The sequence below is a fragment of the Pseudonocardia sp. UM4_GMWB1 genome, assembly GCF_017312155.1.
Classification (GTDB): domain Bacteria; phylum Actinomycetota; class Actinomycetes; order Mycobacteriales; family Pseudonocardiaceae; genus Pseudonocardia; species Pseudonocardia alni.
The window spans coordinates 2,233,524-2,250,279 of sequence record NZ_QJPN01000001.1 but is presented as its reverse complement, the minus strand read 5'-3'; the positions used below and the strand labels follow the sequence as shown (position 1 = coordinate 2,250,279).

The window sequence follows — 16,756 nt, the reverse complement described above, 5'->3', positions numbered from 1 at the left end:
GGACCCCGTGACCGCGAGGTCGCCGAGCGCGAGCCGTCACGTCGCTGCGACGCCGGACCGGCGCACGGCCGCCGTCGAGGGCTGAGCCACCTCCCCCAGGGCCGTGCCGAGGATGTCCACGCCGCGGCGGATCTCGGCCTCGGTCGCGGTCAGCGGCGGCGCGATCCGGAACGTCCCGCCCATGCCGGGCAGCTGCACGATGTTCATGTGCAGCCCCAGCTCGGCGCACCGCGCGGTGACGGCCGCCCCGAGCGCGTCGGTGTCGGAGCCCGCCAGCTCCAGGCCCACCAGCAGGCCGCGGCCGCGGACGTCGCCGATCATCCCGGTCGTGCGGGCCAGGTCCCGCAGGCCGTCCTGCAGCAGCGTGCCCAGCTCGCGGGCGCGCAGGTCGAGCCGGTCGCGGGTGAGCACGTCGAGCACGGTGAGCCCGACCGCCGCCGGGAGGGGGTCGTTGACGTGGGTGGTGAAGAACAGGAAGCCGCGCTCGTGCGCGACCTGCTCGATCGCGGCCGTGGTGAGGACGGCGGCGAGCGGCAGGCCCGCCCCGAGCGTCTTCGACAGCGTGAGGATGTCGGGGACCACGCCGTCGCGCTGGTGGGCGTACCAGTCGCCGGTGCGGCACAGACCTGTCTGGGCCTCGTCGAGGATCAGCAGCATGCCGCGCTCGTGGCACTTGTCACGCAGCGCCGCCAGGTAGCCCGGCGGCAGGTCGACGACCCCGCCGGAGGACAGGACCGGCTCGACGATGCAGGCGGCGAGGCTGCCGACGGACTGGGCGTCGATCAGGGCGAACCCGAGGTCGAGCTGGCGGCGCCAGTCGAGCTCCCCGGCGTCGTCGACGAGGTCGGGGCGGTAGCGGTCGGGCACCGGCAGCGCGAAGTTGCCGGGGGCGGCGGGACCGTACCCGGCACGGCCGGCGACGTAGGTCGCGTTCGCCGCGGCCTGGGTCATGCCGTGCCAGGACCGGGCGAAGGAGACTATCTCGTGCCGGCCGGTGACGAGCTTGGCCATCCGGATCGCGGCCTCGTTGGACTCCGCGCCGGTGGTCAGCAGCATCGCCCGCTCCAGGCCGCCGCCGACCGAGGCGCACAGCCGCTCACACAGCTCCAGCACCGGCCGCGACAGCATCCCGCTGTAGAGGTGGTCGAGCCGTCCGACCTGGTCGCGGACGGTCGCGACGATCTCCGGGTGCGAGTGCCCGAGGATCGCGCTCATCTGCCCGGAGGTGAAGTCGAGCAGCTCACGGCCGTCCTCGGTGGTGACGGCGCTCCCTTGGGCCCGGGCGATCACGCCGGGGGTGAAGCCGCCGCGGCCGGAATAGCGGATGAGGTGCTCGGTCACAGCCAGGTCCTCTCGCGGGCCCGGATGGTCCGGGCGACGGTGTCGTTGACCGGGGTCGGCATGCCGAGCCGGGCGCCCTCGCGGGCCACCGCCCCGTTGATGGCGTCGATCTCGCAGCGGTGCCGGGCGAGCGCGTCGAGCAGCATCGACGGGCGGGCGTGTGGGATGGCTCCGCCGAGCCGGCGGACGTGTTCGATCGGGTCGCCGACCTGCAGGGTCACCCCGGACGCCGCCGCCACCGCGACGGCCTCGGCCGCGCAGGCGCGGGCGACGGCCCAGGCGTCGGGGTCGTCGAGCACCCCGCCGATGGTGAGCCCGGTCAGGCAGGTCGAGCCGGAGAACGCCGCGTTCATGACCAGCTTCTCCCACACCATCCGGCCCAGGTCGGTGTCGAGCGCGACCGCGAAGCCCGACGAGCGCCAGATCTCCGCCGAGGCCTCCAGCTGTGCCGCGGGCAGCCCGTCGTAGGGGCCGAACCGGACCATCTCCATGCCGTTGTGGTGCGCGACGCCCGGCTCGGGCAGCGACGCCCCGAACCCGCCGACGACGCCGACCGCGATCCGCCCCGGGTCCAGCTCGGCGGCCGCGACCTCCGGGGAACCGAGCCCGTTCTGGATGGTCTGCACGACCGTGCCCGGGCCGACCAGGTGCGCGCACGACCGCGCGGCGACCGCGACGTCGTAGGCCTTGGTCGCGACGACCACCAGGTCCGCGGGCCGGTCGAGGGCGACGTCGGCGGCGTCGAGGACCGCCGAGGCGGGTGCGACCGTGCGGTCACCGCTGTGCCCGGTCACCCGCAGGCCGCGTTCCCGCACCGCCGCGGTGTGCCCGGCGCGCCGGCAGACGGCGTGCACCTCGTGCCCGGCGTCGACCATCAGCCCGGCGTACACCGAGCCCATCGCGCCGCAGCCGACGATCACCACCACCGCCATGCCGACCTCCTCCGGCGCAGTCTGGCATCCCGGGGACCGTCCGGTCAGCCCGCCGACGCTGCCGCGATTCGCTGTACTTCGACCACGACGCCGTGGCCCACTCCGGACGCTGACCCGCCGGATACGGCAGGGTGGAGGACGGAGCAGGAATCGGACGAGGGGGACGTCGTGACCTGGAGCACCCGTGAGGTCGCCGAGCTGGCGGGGACCAGCCTGCGGGCGGTGCGGCACTACCACGAGATCGGGCTGCTGACCGAGCCCGATCGGCGCGCGAACGGCTACAAGCAGTACGGGGTCGCGCACCTGGTGCGGCTGCTGCGGATCAAGCGGCTCGTCGACCTCGGATTCTCGTTGGCCCAGATCTCCGAGATGAACGACGCCGACGCCCACCCGGAGGAGGCCGCCCGCGCGCTCGACGCCGAGCTGGCCGCCACCATCGAGCGGCTGCAGCAGGCCCGCACCGAGCTGGCCCTGATCCTGGACGGTGCCGCGCCCACCGACCTGCCCACCGAGTTCGCCGCGGCCGCCGACCAGCCGATGTCCGAGGCCGACCGGTCGCTCACCCTCGTCCTGCCGCGGGTGCTGGGCTCGGAGCGGCTGCAGGCCGTCGCGGACATGCTGGCCGACGCCCGCCCGGACCCGACGCAGAACCGGTTCGACACGCTCCCGGCCGACGCCGACGAGGCCACCCGCCAGGAGCTCGCCGACCGGATGGTGCCCTACATGCGCGCGCTCTACGAGACCCATCCCGGCCTGGTCGCGCCGAACACCGACGCACCCGTCGGTGAGCAGCGGGCGGAGCAGACCCTGGGCCGGGCGATGCGGGAGCTGTACAACCGCGCCCAGCTCGACGTGCTCGTGCGCGCCGGGAAGGCTCTCGCCGCGGAGCGTGGGGACGGCTGAACCGGGCCCACCGCCGGCGATCATCAGTAGTGGGGATCGGCCCGGCCGACCGATAACGCCCCCGTCCGTTCCGCGATGCGCCGTGTGCACCGTCGGATCGGTCCGATGCGCGCAGGCGCGCACGGGAACAGGGGTGGGTCGTGCTCGGGAAGATGATCGCCGCGGTGGTCGCGGTCACCGCGACCGTCGCGGGTGTGGGGCTCGTGGCGAGCGGCGGGTCGGACCAGGCCGTCGTGACCCGCATCGTCGACGGCGACACGTTCGAGGCGACCCTGGACGGCCGCCCCACCACGGTCCGGCTGCTCAACATCGACACCCCGGAGACCGTCGATCCCGACTCCACCATCCAGTGCCTCGGCCCGGAGGCGGCCGCCCGGCTCGCCGCGCTCATCCCGGTCGGCAGCACCGTCGACCTGTCCTACGACGACGAGCGCGTCGACGGCTGGGGCCGCACCCTGGCCGGGGTGCACGACACCGGGGGCCGGCTGGTCAACGCCGAGCTCGCCCGGGAGGGACTCGGCACCGCGATGGTGGTCGGCGGCAACGACCGCTACCTCGACGAGGTCACCGAGGCCCAGGAGGAGGCGCGCGCAGCGGGCCGCGGGCTGTACGCGACGACGGTGTCCTGCACCGTCCCCGCGCAGGTGGAGCGGGCCCGCGGCACCGTCGCGGGGCTGGCACAGCGGGCGTCGTCGCCGTCGTCGGACCCGGCGCAGCTCGACGCCGCCGGCCGGGAGGCCGTCGACGCGCTGACCGTGCTGGCGGGGCTGGACGCCGACTTCCGGGCACACCGGGCGGGTGTGGCCTGGGCGGTGCTGTCCGAACTCGACCGCGCCCGTCTGACCGGGGTCCTCGACACCGCCTCCGACGACGCGCGGACACTGCAGGTCCGCTTCTCCGAGCAGGCGTCGACGGCACGGGAGTCCCAGCGCCTGGCCGCCGAGCAGGCCGAGCGCGACCGCGTCGCCCGGGAGGAGGCCGCCCGCGCCGAGGCCGCCGCCGAGCAGGCGGCCCGCGACGCCGCCGCCGAGCGGCGTCGTCCCGCCGCCGCGCCCGCCCCGGCCCCGGTCGCCCCGGCGGCCGCTCCGGCGGGCGGGGGCTGCGACCCGAACTACACCCCCTGCGTGCCGCTCTCGGCGACCGACCTCGACTGCGGGGACCTGTCCGGCGGGCCGTTCCGGGTCGTGGGGACCGACCGGCACCGCCTGGACGCGGACTCCGACGGGATCGGCTGCGAGTCGCAGGGCTGACCGGGCCGGCCGCGGGTCGCGGGTCAGCCGTGGGTGAGGCAGCCGCGCCGCCCGACGACCCGCGCCGGGCCACGTGCGGGCCCCTGCGCCGTGACCGGCACCGGGCGCGACGCCGGCGCGGCCAGCACCACGTCCGGCAGCACCGTCCCCGGCCCGAGGTGCACGTGCTCGCCGAAGGGCGCGGGCCCGGCGACGGCCGGTGCGGCGACGAGCAGGTGCGTCCCGGCCGGCACGCGGACGGCGAATCCGCCGTCGTCGCCGGTGGTGACGCGGTCCAGCTGACGGCCCGCCCCGTCGACGACGGTGACCGTCGCCGCAGCGGGTACGCCGTCGGGTCCGCGGACCCGCCCGACCGTGGCCGGGACGGGCCCGTCGTCGCCGGTCTCCAGCAGCGCCGGGAGCTCGGCGGCCAGCAGCCCGGCCTCGCGGGCGAGCGCGGCGCCGCGCCCGGTCCCGCCGGCCGGACCGATCAGCAGGTCGAGCACGGCCGCGCAGCTACCGGTGGGCACCGGCCGCCCGGCGACGGCGTCCGCGGTGAGCTGCGCGAGGCGCGCACAGCCCGCGGTCAGCGCCGGGGTCCCGGACACCCCTTCGGCGGAGCGGGCCAGGCGCCGCGCGTGTTCGGCGACGGCGGTGCAGGCGGTCAGCCCGTGCACGACGTCGCGGTGGGTGGAGCCCAGCCAGGTCCGGGTCAGCGGACGCCCCAGCAGCAGCGTCTGGTGCAGTGCGGCGTCGAGTGCGCGCGACCCGGCACGCAGGTCCTCGCACGGGCCGGGCCGGCGCAGCGCCCGGTCGACCGTGCCCAGCAGCTCGGCCAGCGCGTCGAGCAGCCCGCGGCGGGCCTCCTCGGCGGCGGACCGGGTGCGGGTGGGCAGCACGAGCACCGAGACCGCGCAGCCGATCAGACCACCGACCACGGTCTCCTCCAGGCGCAGCACCATCAGGTCCACCGTGAAGGTGCCGAGCAGCGCGTAGAGCTCGCCGAGCATCAGCGTGATGAAGAAGATCATCAGCGCGTAGGAGAGCCGGAACAGGTAGAGCGCGCCGAAGATGCTGAGCAGGATCACCGGCAGCACCACGGCGACGTCGGGTCCCAGCACCGGCACCAGCGCGATCGCGCCGACCAGGCCGATCATGGTGCCGACGATGCGGTGCGCGGCCTTGCGCACCGTCTCGGCGACGGTCGCGGTGCCGGTGAAGGCGATGAACGCGGCCAGCACCGCCCAGTAGTAGCGCTGCTCGGACAGTGCGTCGCCCACCGCGATCGCGACCGCGGTGGCCACCGCGACCTGCACGGCCTGGCGGGTGGTCAGCGACAGCCGCGAGGCGGGACGGCCGGGGTCCGGCGGGCGGTGCAGCCGGGTCACCGTGCCCGCCGAGCCGGGCAGGTTGCCCCCGAACAGCTGGACCGCGGGGGCGAACGCGGCCGTCTCCCCGACGGTCGGGGCGGCGGTGTCCTCCGGCACCGTGCCGGAGTCGCCCTCCCGCACCGTGGCGAGGGCGGCGGTCCAGTCGGCGCGGGCGTCGGCGAGCACCGTGGCGTCGACGGCGAGCCGGCGCGGCCCCGGGGCCGCCACCCGGTCGGCGACCCGTCCGGCCCGCTCGCGCACCGCGTCCCAGCGGCCGCCGTGCAGCGCGGTGAGGACCGCGCGGGCGTCGTCGCAGTCCAGGGTTCCGGGGCCGACCCGGGTCAGCGCGGTCACGGCCAGCTCGGCGTCGAACACCGCCCGGCGGACGATCCGGGCGGCGTCGTCGTCGGCGACGGCGGCCGGGGTCCCCAGCTGCCCGTCGATGACCAGCGCGGCCTCGTTCACCCGGACCAGACGGCTCGCCAGCCGGGCCTCGGCGCGCTCCCGCTCCGCGGTGCCGGGGGCGTGCCCGTCGAGGGCGAGCACGGTCCCGGCGAGACCGGCGAGCCGCGCCTCGAACGAGCGCAGCATCCGGCGGAGCACCCGGTCGTTGCGGATCGGGAGCAGCACCAGCGTCAGCAGCATCACCCAGACGATCGCGACCGCGACGACGAAGGCCACCCCGGGCAGCATCTCCGGGCGCAGGTTCAGGAACAGGGCGAAGAAGTAGCCCATGAACCCGCCCATGCCGCAGACGAAGTACCGCAGCCCGAAGCGGCGCACCCAGACCGCGACGAAGACCACGACGACGAACGCGGTCAGCGACGCGAGCCGGTTCCGGTCGACGAGCAGCGCCACGCCCATCCCGGCGAGCATCGACAGGGCCAGGAAGCACAGCGTGACCGCCTGCCCGGCGCGGGTGGCGTCGACGACCCCGAACGAGGCCAGCATCGCCACCACCGCCCCGAGCATCATCGGCACCAGCGGCGGGGTGCCCGTCACCGTCGCGACGAGGTATTCCACGCCCAGCGCGGTGGCGATCGCCAGCACGGCGCGGACCGCCGAGACGAGCCGGACGAGGCCGGGGTCGGAGGCGACGAACCGGTCACGGGCCCGGAGGAGGCGGTCGGACGCGGTCGGCACAGTCCGTTGCATATGCTAACGATATACCGGATCGTGATCTTCGCGCATCCCGGGCCCGCCGGACGTAGCGTGGGAGACCGGGACCGATCACGGAGGTGGCGGGTGCGCGGGTACGGGTTCGTGGCGGCGGGTGGCCCGGAGCAGCAGGCGTTCGTCGAGGTCGAGGAGCCGCGGCCCGGGCCGGGTGAGCTGCTCGTGCGGGTCCGGGCGGCCGGGGTCAACCCGGGCGACCGGCGGATGCGCGACGGCGACTACGGCGTCGCCGGGCCCGCGGTCCTCGGCCGCGAGGTCGCCGGGACCGTGCTGGAGGTCGGCGACGGCGTCACCGGGTTCGCCCCCGGCGACGAGGTGTTCGGCGGCTGCCCGGACATGCAGGGCGGCTGGGCGCCGCGGGCGCGGGTCACCGCCGGGTTCGCCGCGCACCGCCCGCCGGGGGTCTCGCCCGAGCAGGCGGCGGCGCTGCCGGTCGCCGCGGGCACCGCCTGGGACACCCTCACGAACCTCGACCTGCCCGCCGGGGCGACGCTGCTGGTCAACGGGGCGGGCGGCGGGGTCGGCGTGCCGCTGGTGCAGCTGGCCCGCCGCCGCGGGCTGGCGGTCGTCGGCACGGCGAGCCCCGGCAAGCACGCCCTGCTCGCCGGGTTCGGCGCCGTCCCGGTGGCCTACGGCGACGGCGTCGCCGACCGGATCCGCGCGGCCGCGCCCGGCGGTGTCGACGGCGCCCTGGACCTGGTCGGCGGGGACGCGCTGCGCGCGGTGGCCGGGCTCGTCCCGGCCGCGGCGCTGTACTCGATCGCGGACAAGGCGCTGGTCGCGCAGCTGGGCGGCCGCGACGTCACCCGCGACCGCAGCACCGCGGTGCTCGACGCGCTCGCCGCACTCGTCGCGGCCGGGGAACTCGACCCGCTGGTGCGCGAGGTCCGGCCGCTGGCCGAGGCCGGGGCGGCGCTCGCCCTGGTCGAACAGGGTCACGTGACCGGCAAGGTCGTCCTGGTGCTCTAGTCCCGACGGAACAGGAACAGCCCGTAGCGGTGCTCGTCGTCGACCCACTCGGCCTCGGCCCGCAACCCGTGCCGGGCCACGTCGGTGCGCAGCCGGTCGGGCTCGAACTTCGCCGAGAACCCGACGTTGACGCTGTCGCCGCGACGCAGCTCCAGCGTCCGGTCCAGGCCGGGCAGCACCACGGTCTGGTCCCGGCGCGCCCACAGCCGCCCGTCGACGACGTCGGCGGCGGCGTCGTAGTGCGCCGCCGGGTGCACCGCGTCGAGGGCGACGCTCCCGCCGAACCGGCGTGCCAGGTGGTCGAGGTGGTTGAGCCGGAACCGGGCGAAGGCGTCGTACCCGGGCGGGTCGTTGTAGCAGGACTCGAACACCGCGGCGGGCTTGACCAGGTCGGCCGAGAGCAGCAGGGCGTCACCGGGGCGCAGGGTCGCGCCGATCCGTGCCAGCAGCGCGGCGCGCTCACCGGTGGTGGTGTTGCCGATGTTGGCGCCGAGGAACAGCACCGCCACCGGGGCGCCGCCGTCGTCGCGCAGCCGGTCGAGGCCGGCCTCGTACCGCCCCCACAGCCCGGTGACGGTCAGCCCCGGCAGGTCCGCCATGCGTTCGGCGCTCAGCACGAGCATCTCGCGGCTCACGTCGATCGGCAGGTAGGTCGTCGGCCGGGCCGCCGAGCAGTGTTCGAGCAGCAGCCGCGTCTTCTTCGCGCTCCCGGACCCGAGCTCGGCGACGCGTGGGCAGCCCAACCGGGCCGCGATGTCGGTGCCGTACCGCTCCAGGAGCGCCCGCTCGCACCGGGTCAGGTAGTAGGTCGGCAGCTCGGTGATCTGTTCGAACAGCTCCGAGCCGAGCGCGTTGTAGCCGAACCAGGGCGGGATCCGCGGCAGCGGCTCGGCGAGGCGGGCGCGCAGCTCGTCGGTGTCGTCCCAGAAGGAGCCCTGTTCCAGCTCGACCGGGGCGGCGGTCACCGGCCCGGCCCGTCATCGAGCGGGCGGCGCAGGCTCGACTCCCCCGCCGCCCAGCGGGCCAGCACGTGCCCGCCGAGCCGGTCGCCGAGCAGCCCGGCGGCCCGGATCCCGAACACGACGTCGGCGGCCAGGCCGGGCTCGGTACGCAGCAGCGGGGCGAGGACGTCGCGACGCACGACCTGCTCGTGCACGGCGTCGGCCTCCACGTGCTCGTCGTAGAAGCGGATCGCGGCGGGGCCGCAGCCGAGCCGGCGCATCGCGCGGACCAGGCGCTCCGATCCGGGCGAGGAGGTCAGCTCGACCAGCGCGAACTGCCCGACCAGCGCGCCGCGCAGGCTGCGCCGCAGCCCGCACAGCGACATGAAGTTGACCTCGGCGAGGGTCTCGGCGCCGACGGTGTCGACGTGCGCGCCGTAGGCGTCGGACAGTCCGAGGTCGCGCATCATGTCGGCGAACAGCACGGCGTGCATGCCCGCGGCGTCGCCCGCGCCGTACTCGTCGTGCTCGACGGTGACCAGGCCCGCCTTGGCGGCCGGGGGCAGCCGCGGGATCACCCAGGCCTGCGGGTCGGCCTCCTTCAGGTGGTAGATCGAGCGGTGCACGACGTACTCGCGCAGCTGCCACAGTTCGCCGCGGCGCAGCAGGTGGTGGGTCACGCCGGTCTCCGCGCCCGGCCCGACCGGCTCGACGAGCAGCTCGGCGACGGTCGCGTCGACGTCGTCGCCGGGCGGGACCGCAGCGCGCAGGGCGGCCAGGAACCGGTCCTCCAAGGCCACGCGCAGGCCGAGCAGGGCCACGTCCCACTCGTGCTCGTCGCCGACCCCGGCGAAGCCGCGGTAGTGCAGCTCGTAGCAGCAGTGCAGGGCCAGGTGCAGGTCCTCGCCCCACGGGTCGGCGTCGCCCGCGGCGGGCAGCGCGGCGGGATCGCCGCCGAGCCGGGCCAGGACGGCGCCGGACAGCGGGCCGCGCGCCGCCGGCAGCGGCGCGGTCCCGGTGCCCGGGTGCGGGGGTGCGGTCACGTCGGGTCCTCCTGTCGCACGCGGGTGCGGTGGCTGGTGTCGCAGAACGGCGGGCGGCGGGTGCGCCGGCAGGTGCACAGCGCGGTGACCGGGCGCCGCGAGGTCACCCGGGTGCCGTCGGGCAGCTCGACCTCCACCGGGCCGGTCACCAGGACCGGGCCGTCGTCGGTGAGCCGCACCCGGGCGGGCCCGGCGCCGGTCTCACGACCCACGGACGGCCTCGATCACCACGAGCTCCTCGTCGGCGGCGCCGGGTTCGACCAGGCCGCGGGCCTCGTGCAGCGCGGTGCGGGCCCGCATCACCGGGCCGAGCGGGATCCGGGACCGGTCGGCGACCCGCACGGTGAGCCCGGCCGCGGTGAGCCGGTCCAGCGAGGCCTGTACCCCGGAGACGGCACTGTGCACCATGAGCAGCGCACCGCCCGGTCCGAGGTGGGCGGCGACGCCGTCGCAGATGCGGTCGATCACGGCGCGGCCGTCGCGGCCGCCGTCCCAGCTGCGGGCCCGGCGGTGCCGGACGAGCCGGTCGGTGTGCGACGGCACGTACGGCGGGTTGGCGGTGACCAGGTCGAACCGCCGGCCGTCGACGGGGCCGAACAGGTCACCGCGGTGCACGGTCAGCGCGGTGCGGTGCAGCCGGGCGTTGACCCGTGCCGCGAGCACGGCGCGCCGTGACAGGTCGACCGCCGTGACCGCGCCGGCACCGCAGCGGGCCGCGGCGAGCGCCACGGTCCCGGTGCCGGTGCCCAGGTCGAGCACGGCCCCGCGGGCCCGCCCGGAGACGGCGACGGCGCGGGCCAGCATCTGCGAGTCCGACTGGGGCCGGTAGACCCCGGGCGGGGTCAGGAGCATGGGCGCCACGTCAGTGCGCGACCGTCTCGCGGGCCACCTCGGCGTGCCGGGTGCGGGCCGCGGTGAGCACGCCCGCCCGGTTCTTGTGCTGCTCCTCGTAGCGCAGCACGGCCTGCACGTCCTCGGGCGTGTCGAGCTCGCGGACGGCGCGGGCCGCGTCGGGGACGGACAGGTCGTCGTAGCCGTCGACCGGGAGTTCGCCGGCGCCGAGCGCGCCGCGGGACCGACGGGTGTCGTGCAGGGCGCGGGCGGCGTCGCCGGCCCGCTCGCGGCGGGCGATGTCCTCGGCGCGCTCCAGGGCGGCGTCCAGCCCGGAGCCGAGGACGTCGGCGGCGTCGCGCCCGGCGCGGTCGGCGCCGTCGCCGAGTGCCGACGCGGTGCGCCGCACCCGTTCCCCGGCCCGGGTCAGCTCGTGCCCGGCCCGGTTCAGGCCGACGGCGCCGAGGCGGGCCGGGAGCCGGACGGCGTCGGTGACGGCGCCGCGCGCGATCTGCAGCGGGGTGGCCCGCAGCGGCGCGGGACCGCCGACGGCCTCCTCGGCGAGCACCGTGGTCAGCCACTCGACGGTCTCGCTGTGGGCCTCGACGAGCTCACCGGCGAGGCGGTGCACCCGTTCCGGCCCGGACGCGGTCAGCGCCTGCAGGTAGCGGGCGCGGTCCTGCAGCTGCCGCTCCAGCGCGAGGTCCCCGAGCAGCGCCTCGTCGAAGCGCTGGGCCTGCTCGACCTGGCTCTTCACGAACGCGAGGATCCGGCCGCCGACGGCGCCGACCAGGTCGGGTACGGCGTCGAGCTCGCGCAGGGCGTCCTGGATGCGGCCGAGCCGGTCCTCGGCGCGGCGGGCGTTGTCGGTGAGCTCGCGGCGGGTCTCGTCGGTGCGGGCCTGCACGGTGCGCAGGCGCGCGATCCGGTTCTCGGTGCGGGTCAGCTGCTCCAGCACACGGAGCTGGGCGACCACGGCGGCGGTATCGGTCACGAACACGTCCTCTTGCGGCGGCGACAGGGTCGCACTACGCCTACCCGCGATCCGCGGTCTTACTCCTGCCCACCGGTGCCGCTCCGGTCAGATCACCGGCATGTTCAGCTCGGTGCGCAGGTCGGCGGGGTCCATGTCCGGCGACGGCTCGGTCAGGTAGACCTCCCAGAACACGTCGCCGCCGCGCAGGCCCTGCGCGGCGACCCACTCCCCCAGCCGCTGCCAGGCGGCGCCGAGCCCGTCGAACGACCCGGCGTGGACGACGCGGGCCACCCGGCAGGCGGGGAGCGAGCCGGCGACGACGTCGCCGTCCGGGGTGACCTCCCGGTCGGTGGGGAACCCCGTCTCGAGGTCGGCGGTCGTCGTCAGCGGCCCCCGGTACAGCGCGAACGCCGGTCCGGTCACCGTCACCCCCTGCCCCGAGACGGTCCCGGGGAGGACGGAGTAGGCGCGGTCGAAGAACGCGGGCAGGTCGGTGACCGGGACCGTGCCGCGGACGACGGCGGTGGGGCAGGCGGTGACCTCGAGGAGCTCGGGGGTGGTCATGGACGGGTCCTTCCGGCGGGGTGGGTGGTCCACCGGGGTGGACCGCGCCGGGTGTGCGGACTCATCGGTCCGCGCGGGGCGCGAGGTGGGTGGCGAGGAAGCGGTCGGCGGCCTCGAACATGGTGGCCAGGTTCTCCGGGTTGACGATGGCGTGCCCCTCGTCGTCGAACACCAGGTAGTCGACGTCGACCCCGCGTCCGCGCAGCGCCGCGACGAGGTTGTCGGACTCGGCGCGCACCACCCGGACGTCGTTGGCGCCCTGCACCACCATCAGCGGGGTGCGGATGTCGTCGACCCGGGTGAGCGGCGAGCGGGCCAGCATGTCCGCCTCCTGCGCCGGGTCGGCCGGGTCGCCGACGTAGCGGAACCAGTTGTTGACCAGCCCGGGCCGGGTGAACTCCGGCACGGTGCGCAGAAAGTCCGCCAGGTTCGAGATGCCGACGTACTCCACCGCCGCGGCGAACCGGCCCGGGGTGAACGCGACCCCGACCAGGGTGGCGTAACCGCCGTAGGAGCCGCCGAACATCGCGACCCGGTCCGGGTCGGCGTACCCGCGGGCGACGGCCCAGTCGACGGCGTCGATCAGGTCGTCGTGCATGGCGCCGGCGAACTCCCCGACCGCGGCCTCCATGTGGGCGCGACCGAACCCGTAGGACCCCCGGAACTGCGGCTGCAGCACCGCATAGCCGCGGTTCGCCCACAGCTGCACGCTCGCGTCGAAGCCCCACCAGTCCCGCGACCACGGCCCGCCGTGCGGCATCAGCACCAGCGGCAGGCCCTCGGGTGCGACGCCGACGGGCAGCGTCAGGTAGGCGAGCATGTCCCGGCCGTCGCGGGCGGTGACCGTGACCGCCTCCATCGGCGCCATCGCGGCCGGGTCGAGGTCGGCGCGCGGGCGGAACAGCAGCCGCGACTCCCCCGTGGCGCGGTCGTGGAACCAGGTCTGCGGGTCGCGGTCGTGGGCGAACGTCGCCACCCAGCGGCGCCCGTCGACGTCGCCGGAGACCCCGGACAGGTCCCCGTCGCACAGGCCGCGCAGCGCGACGAGCACCTCGGCGAAGTCCGGGTCGACGGCCCGGATCTCCTGGCGCGCACCGAGGTAGCGGACGCCGAGCAGCTCGCCGGTGCCGCGGTGGCGGATCAGCGCCGACGGGAGGCTGGGGAAGATCTGGGCCCGGATGTCGATGTCGTGCTCGGGGTGGCGGTCGACCTCGGTGACCTCGCCGGTGGTGGTGTCGAGCCGGCCGAGGTGCAGCCGGTCGCCGTCGCCGTAGGTGCCGATCCAGATGCCGGTGCCGTCCGGGGTCGGCTCGTAGGGGTACACGCCGATCGGGTGGGCATCACCGTCGAAGGTCGCAACCAGCTCCTCGCCGCGCCACACCTGCGCGACGCCGTCCGCGGTGAGGGTCTCGCGCAGCAGCTCGTCGCCGACGAGGGTCCAGCCGTCGCCACCGCCGGGGCTCTGCGCGAGCACCGTCATCTCCCCGGTCGCGACGTCCAGCTCGCACAGGTCGAACTCGACGGGGTTGCGGGCGTTGCTCTGCAGCAGCAGCTTCCCGGGGCGTTCCGGGCGCTGCTCGACGCCGAACGTCGTCGCCCCCTCGAACGGGGTGAGGTCGACCGCGGGTGCCTCCGGCGCGGTCAGGTCGACGCGGAACACGTGCCAGTTCTCGTCGCCGCCGGTGTCCTGCAGGTAGAGCAGGTAGCGGGGGTCGTCGGTCCAGTGGTAGCGGAGCACGGTGCGGGTCTCGTCGGCGGTGACGCATCGCTCGCCACCGCCGTCCACGTCGGACACCCACACGTTCAGGCGCCCCTTCCACGGGGCCAGGAAGGCGATGCGGGTGCCGTCCGGGGAGATCGTGGCGGCGGTGCGGTCGGGCATCCGCAGCAGGTCGCGGGCGGGGATCGGGTCGGGCAGGGCCATGGTGGACTCCGGGGTCGGGGCGGCGGTAGGGGTGGCGGTCACAACGCGGTCCAGATCGTCTCGGCGTCGACGACGCGGTGGCGGCGCCAGGTGAGGGCGCGTTCGGCCGCGGCGATCACGCCCGCGACCAGCAGGCCCGTGTTCAGCCAGCCGGGCAGGGCGACCGGTGAGGTGAACGTCCCGAACCGGGCGGCGACGGCGTCGATGCCGGTGAGCAGCTCCAGCGCCACCGGGACGGCCAGGACGAGGTTGACGAGCAGCACGACGACGGCGACCGTCGCGATCGTGCGGCTCACCGCCGGTGAGCGGCGGGCCAGCCGCGCGCGGCGGTACTCCAGCGTGCCGGGCACCGGGGGCAGCCTGCGCTCTCCGCCGTCGTCGGTGACCAGGTGCATCCGGGTGATGCCGTAGAGGCCGGCGTCGACCTCGATCCGGCCGCCCGGCACCGGCAGCGACGCCGGCATCTCCGCCCGCGCGACCTGCTCGCCGTCGCGGTACAGGCGTGCGTCCCAGTCCCGTGCCTGGTCGACCTCGACGGTCCACATCGCGCCGGGCCCGCCGGGCTCGGGGAGAGGGGCCGCGTACAGCGAGCGGGTCAGGATCTGGTGGCGGCGCAGCGGCCGCAGCCGCCGGCTCACCGGGCACCCGCCGTCGCCGGGGCCGGCGCGGCGGCGTCGGCCGTACCCGGTTCGCCGAGGTCACGGAACGCGGGCGCCACCAGCGCGACGAGTGCGGTGCCGACCGCGACCGCGGCGAGCGCGATCCCGGCGGCGCCGAGGCCGACCGCGGAGGCCAGCGCCGCGACCGGCGCCGCGGTCAGTGCGGGCGCGGCGAGCAGCAGGGTGTTCTGCGCCCCGAGGACGCGGCCGCGCAGGGCGTCCGGGGTGGCCTCGATGGTCAGCACACCGAGCACCGCGCCGACCGGGGCGTTGGTGAACCCCACGAGCGCGGCGGCGCCGAGCACCACCCACGGCGAGGCCAGGCTCCCGACCAGCGCGAAGCCGGCGCCGAAGCCGAGCATCCCGACCACGAACCAGGTCCGGCGCCGCACCCGGTTCACCAGCGCCGCGTACAGCACGGAGCCGGCCAGCCCGCCCGCGGCGAGCGCGCTCAGCGTCAGCCCGGCGAGCGCGGGAAGGTCCAGCGCCGTGAAGTAGGCGGGCATCAACGTCGTCTGCAGGGCCGCGATGACGGCGACCAGCACCGCCGACACCAGCGTCGCCCCGAGCACCAGCCGCTGCCCGGCGAGGAACACCCACGACACCGCGAGATCCCGCACGGCCCTGCGCACCACACCCCCCGGAGCGGTGCGCAGAACCCCCTCGACCCGTCCGGCCCGCGGGTCCAGCAGCGCCGCGGTCAGCGCCGCGAGCAGGCTCGTCGACGCGGTCACCACCAGCACCGTCGACGCCGGGCCGGCCAGCGCGACCAGCAGCCCGCCGATCGCCGGGCCGGCCAGCAGCAGCACGTTGGACAGGTTCTCCCGCAGCGCGATCAGCCGGTCGAGGCGGCCCGGCCGCGGGTCGAGCCGGATAAGCGCCGGGAGCAGGACCTCCTGCGCGGTCATCGCGGGCACCCGCACGACCGCGCCCAGCACGCCGAGCACCAGGAAGGCGGTCATGCCCAGCCCCCACAGCGCGTCGACGACCGGCAGCGCCGCGACCACCGCGGCCCCCAGGACCCCGGCGACGACGGTCACCAGCCTGCGGTCGATGCGGTCGACGACCAGCCCCGAGACCAGCCCGGTCAGCGCGGACGCCGTGGTCGTCACCGTCGCCAGCACGCCCGCGGCCAGCACGTCCCCGGTGCGCTGCAGGACCAGCAGCGGCAGGACCGCCGCCATGATCCCGCCGCCGAGCAGGGTCAGCCCGTAGGCGGCGAGCCACAGCGCCGGGCTGCGTCGCAGCGTGCTCACCGGACCAGGGCCTTGGTGCTGCGCCGGAACGCCCAGACGACCACCAGCGCGGCAAGCACGGTCAGCGGGGTGCCCATGGCGACCCGGGCGATGCCCAGCCCGCCGGTCGCCTCGGCGACGTAGAGCCACTGCTGGATCCCGAACCGCGCGCCGAGCACCAGCGCCGCGGCACCGGTGGCGAGGTCGTGGGCGCGCAGGACCGCGGGCGTCGAACGCCAGGGGTGCGTGCCCCCGTGGACGGCGTTCCAGATCACGCCGGTGATCGGTCGGCGGGCCAGCAGCGACCCGGCCGTGACGACGAACCCGGCCAAGGAGGCCCAGATGCCGATCACGAAGAAGTCGCGCGCCGACCCGGTCCACGCGACGATCCCGGCCGCCAGCGCGACGCCGAGCAGGCTGCCGACCGCCGAGCTGAACCTCTCCCGCTGCAGCAGCCGGTACCCGAACAGGGCCAGGCCGGTCGCGACGGCGATGCCGATGGTCAGCGGCAGGGACAGGAAGGCGTTCGCCGTCACGAACACGATCACCGGGATCGTCGAGTAGACGAACCCCGCGGTCCCGCCTATCTGGTCGAGCAGGCTCGGGGTGGCGCGGTCGCGGGTCCGGTCGTGCTGCGGCTCGGTCATGGTCATGCCGTCCTCC

The 16,756-nt window shown here is 76.0% G+C and carries 16 protein-coding genes; 3 read left to right on the top strand and 13 right to left on the bottom strand.

The window, feature by feature from the left end; translation table 11 throughout:
- Positions 1–36: 36 nt before the first annotated feature.
- The gene (locus tag DMP15_RS10990; protein ID WP_443217626.1) at positions 37–1,341 is read right to left on the bottom strand and encodes an aspartate aminotransferase family protein; all 1,305 of its coding nucleotides are present in this window, start codon (positions 1,339–1,341) and stop codon (positions 37–39) included.
- Complete coding sequence (locus tag DMP15_RS10985) at positions 1,338–2,273, bottom strand: ketopantoate reductase family protein (RefSeq protein WP_337825819.1); 936 nt, start codon at positions 2,271–2,273, stop codon at positions 1,338–1,340. Before DMP15_RS10985 ends, DMP15_RS10990 begins: the two co-directional genes overlap by 4 nt.
- A 168-nt stretch (positions 2,274–2,441) precedes the next feature.
- Between DMP15_RS10985 and DMP15_RS10980 the strand changes: the two genes are divergently transcribed.
- Both DMP15_RS10980 and DMP15_RS10975 read left to right on the top strand, forming a co-directional pair.
- A complete protein-coding gene (locus tag DMP15_RS10980) occupies positions 2,442–3,176 on the top strand; it encodes a helix-turn-helix domain-containing protein (protein ID WP_337825818.1) in 735 nt (244 codons plus the stop codon).
- A gap of 140 nt (positions 3,177–3,316) precedes the next feature.
- Complete coding sequence (locus DMP15_RS10975; RefSeq protein WP_337825817.1) at positions 3,317–4,426, top strand: thermonuclease family protein; 1,110 nt, start codon at positions 3,317–3,319, stop codon at positions 4,424–4,426.
- Positions 4,427–4,449: 23 nt separating this feature from the next.
- On the opposite strand, the gene DMP15_RS10970 is transcribed toward DMP15_RS10975, so the two are convergent.
- Positions 4,450–6,930: an FUSC family protein gene (locus DMP15_RS10970; RefSeq protein ID WP_337825816.1), complete on the bottom strand. Its 2,481-nt coding sequence runs from the start codon at positions 6,928–6,930 to the stop codon at positions 4,450–4,452.
- Between the two features lie 90 nt (positions 6,931–7,020).
- On the opposite strand from DMP15_RS10970, the gene DMP15_RS10965 reads away from it, so the two are divergent.
- Positions 7,021–7,920: an NADP-dependent oxidoreductase gene (locus tag DMP15_RS10965; protein ID WP_337825815.1), complete on the top strand. Its 900-nt coding sequence runs from the start codon at positions 7,021–7,023 to the stop codon at positions 7,918–7,920.
- Here the strand turns inward: DMP15_RS10965 and DMP15_RS10960 are convergent.
- From DMP15_RS10960 to DMP15_RS10915, 10 genes are all read right to left on the bottom strand, one after another.
- On the bottom strand, positions 7,917–8,885 hold the full coding sequence (locus DMP15_RS10960) for an L-histidine N(alpha)-methyltransferase (protein WP_337825814.1): 969 nt from the start codon (positions 8,883–8,885) through the stop codon (positions 7,917–7,919). The two genes, DMP15_RS10965 and DMP15_RS10960, sit on opposite strands and share 4 nt — an antisense overlap.
- Complete coding sequence (locus DMP15_RS10955; protein WP_174565902.1) at positions 8,882–9,904, bottom strand: iron-containing redox enzyme family protein; 1,023 nt, start codon at positions 9,902–9,904, stop codon at positions 8,882–8,884. The genes DMP15_RS10960 and DMP15_RS10955 overlap by 4 nt, the downstream gene beginning before the upstream one ends.
- On the bottom strand, positions 9,901–10,116 hold the full coding sequence (locus DMP15_RS10950) for a CDGSH iron-sulfur domain-containing protein (protein ID WP_073577251.1): 216 nt from the start codon (positions 10,114–10,116) through the stop codon (positions 9,901–9,903). Before DMP15_RS10950 ends, DMP15_RS10955 begins: the two co-directional genes overlap by 4 nt.
- The gene (locus tag DMP15_RS10945) at positions 10,106–10,756 is read right to left on the bottom strand and encodes a HemK2/MTQ2 family protein methyltransferase (RefSeq protein WP_174565903.1); all 651 of its coding nucleotides are present in this window, start codon (positions 10,754–10,756) and stop codon (positions 10,106–10,108) included. Before DMP15_RS10945 ends, DMP15_RS10950 begins: the two co-directional genes overlap by 11 nt.
- A 10-nt stretch (positions 10,757–10,766) precedes the next feature.
- Entirely contained in the window at positions 10,767–11,729 is a 963-nt protein-coding gene (locus DMP15_RS10940; RefSeq protein WP_337825813.1) for a ferritin-like domain-containing protein, read from the bottom strand.
- Between the two features lie 87 nt (positions 11,730–11,816).
- Positions 11,817–12,275, bottom strand: a complete 459-nt coding sequence (locus tag DMP15_RS10935) for a GyrI-like domain-containing protein (protein ID WP_073577252.1) — start codon at positions 12,273–12,275, stop codon at positions 11,817–11,819.
- A 61-nt stretch (positions 12,276–12,336) separates the two neighbouring features.
- Positions 12,337–14,241, bottom strand: a complete 1,905-nt coding sequence (locus tag DMP15_RS10930; protein ID WP_304580180.1) for a S9 family peptidase — start codon at positions 14,239–14,241, stop codon at positions 12,337–12,339.
- Complete coding sequence (locus tag DMP15_RS10925) at positions 14,238–14,837, bottom strand: hypothetical protein (protein WP_073577253.1); 600 nt, start codon at positions 14,835–14,837, stop codon at positions 14,238–14,240. Before DMP15_RS10925 ends, DMP15_RS10930 begins: the two co-directional genes overlap by 4 nt.
- Positions 14,834–16,114 carry an MFS transporter gene (locus tag DMP15_RS10920; RefSeq protein WP_337825812.1) on the bottom strand — a complete coding sequence of 427 codons (1,281 nt, stop codon included), beginning with the start codon at positions 16,112–16,114 and terminating at the stop codon, positions 14,834–14,836. The genes DMP15_RS10925 and DMP15_RS10920 overlap by 4 nt, the downstream gene beginning before the upstream one ends.
- Positions 16,111–16,746 carry a DUF3159 domain-containing protein gene (locus tag DMP15_RS10915; protein ID WP_337825811.1) on the bottom strand — a complete coding sequence of 212 codons (636 nt, stop codon included), beginning with the start codon at positions 16,744–16,746 and terminating at the stop codon, positions 16,111–16,113. Before DMP15_RS10915 ends, DMP15_RS10920 begins: the two co-directional genes overlap by 4 nt.
- Positions 16,747–16,756: the final 10 nt, after the last annotated feature.

Excerpts from the sequence above, each read along its gene's own strand:
- DMP15_RS10935 (WP_073577252.1), bottom strand. The coding sequence starts at position 12,275 with ATGACCACCCCCGAGCTCCTCGAGGTCACCGCCTGCCCCACCGCCGTC.
- DMP15_RS10985 (WP_337825819.1), bottom strand. The coding sequence starts at position 2,273 with ATGGCGGTGGTGGTGATCGTCGGCTGCGGCGCGATGGGCTCGGTGTAC.
- DMP15_RS10970 (WP_337825816.1), bottom strand. The coding sequence starts at position 6,930 with ATGCAACGGACTGTGCCGACCGCGTCCGACCGCCTCCTCCGGGCCCGT.
- DMP15_RS10915 (WP_337825811.1), bottom strand. The coding sequence starts at position 16,746 with ATGACCATGACCGAGCCGCAGCACGACCGGACCCGCGACCGCGCCACC.
- DMP15_RS10945 (WP_174565903.1), bottom strand. The coding sequence starts at position 10,756 with ATGCTCCTGACCCCGCCCGGGGTCTACCGGCCCCAGTCGGACTCGCAG.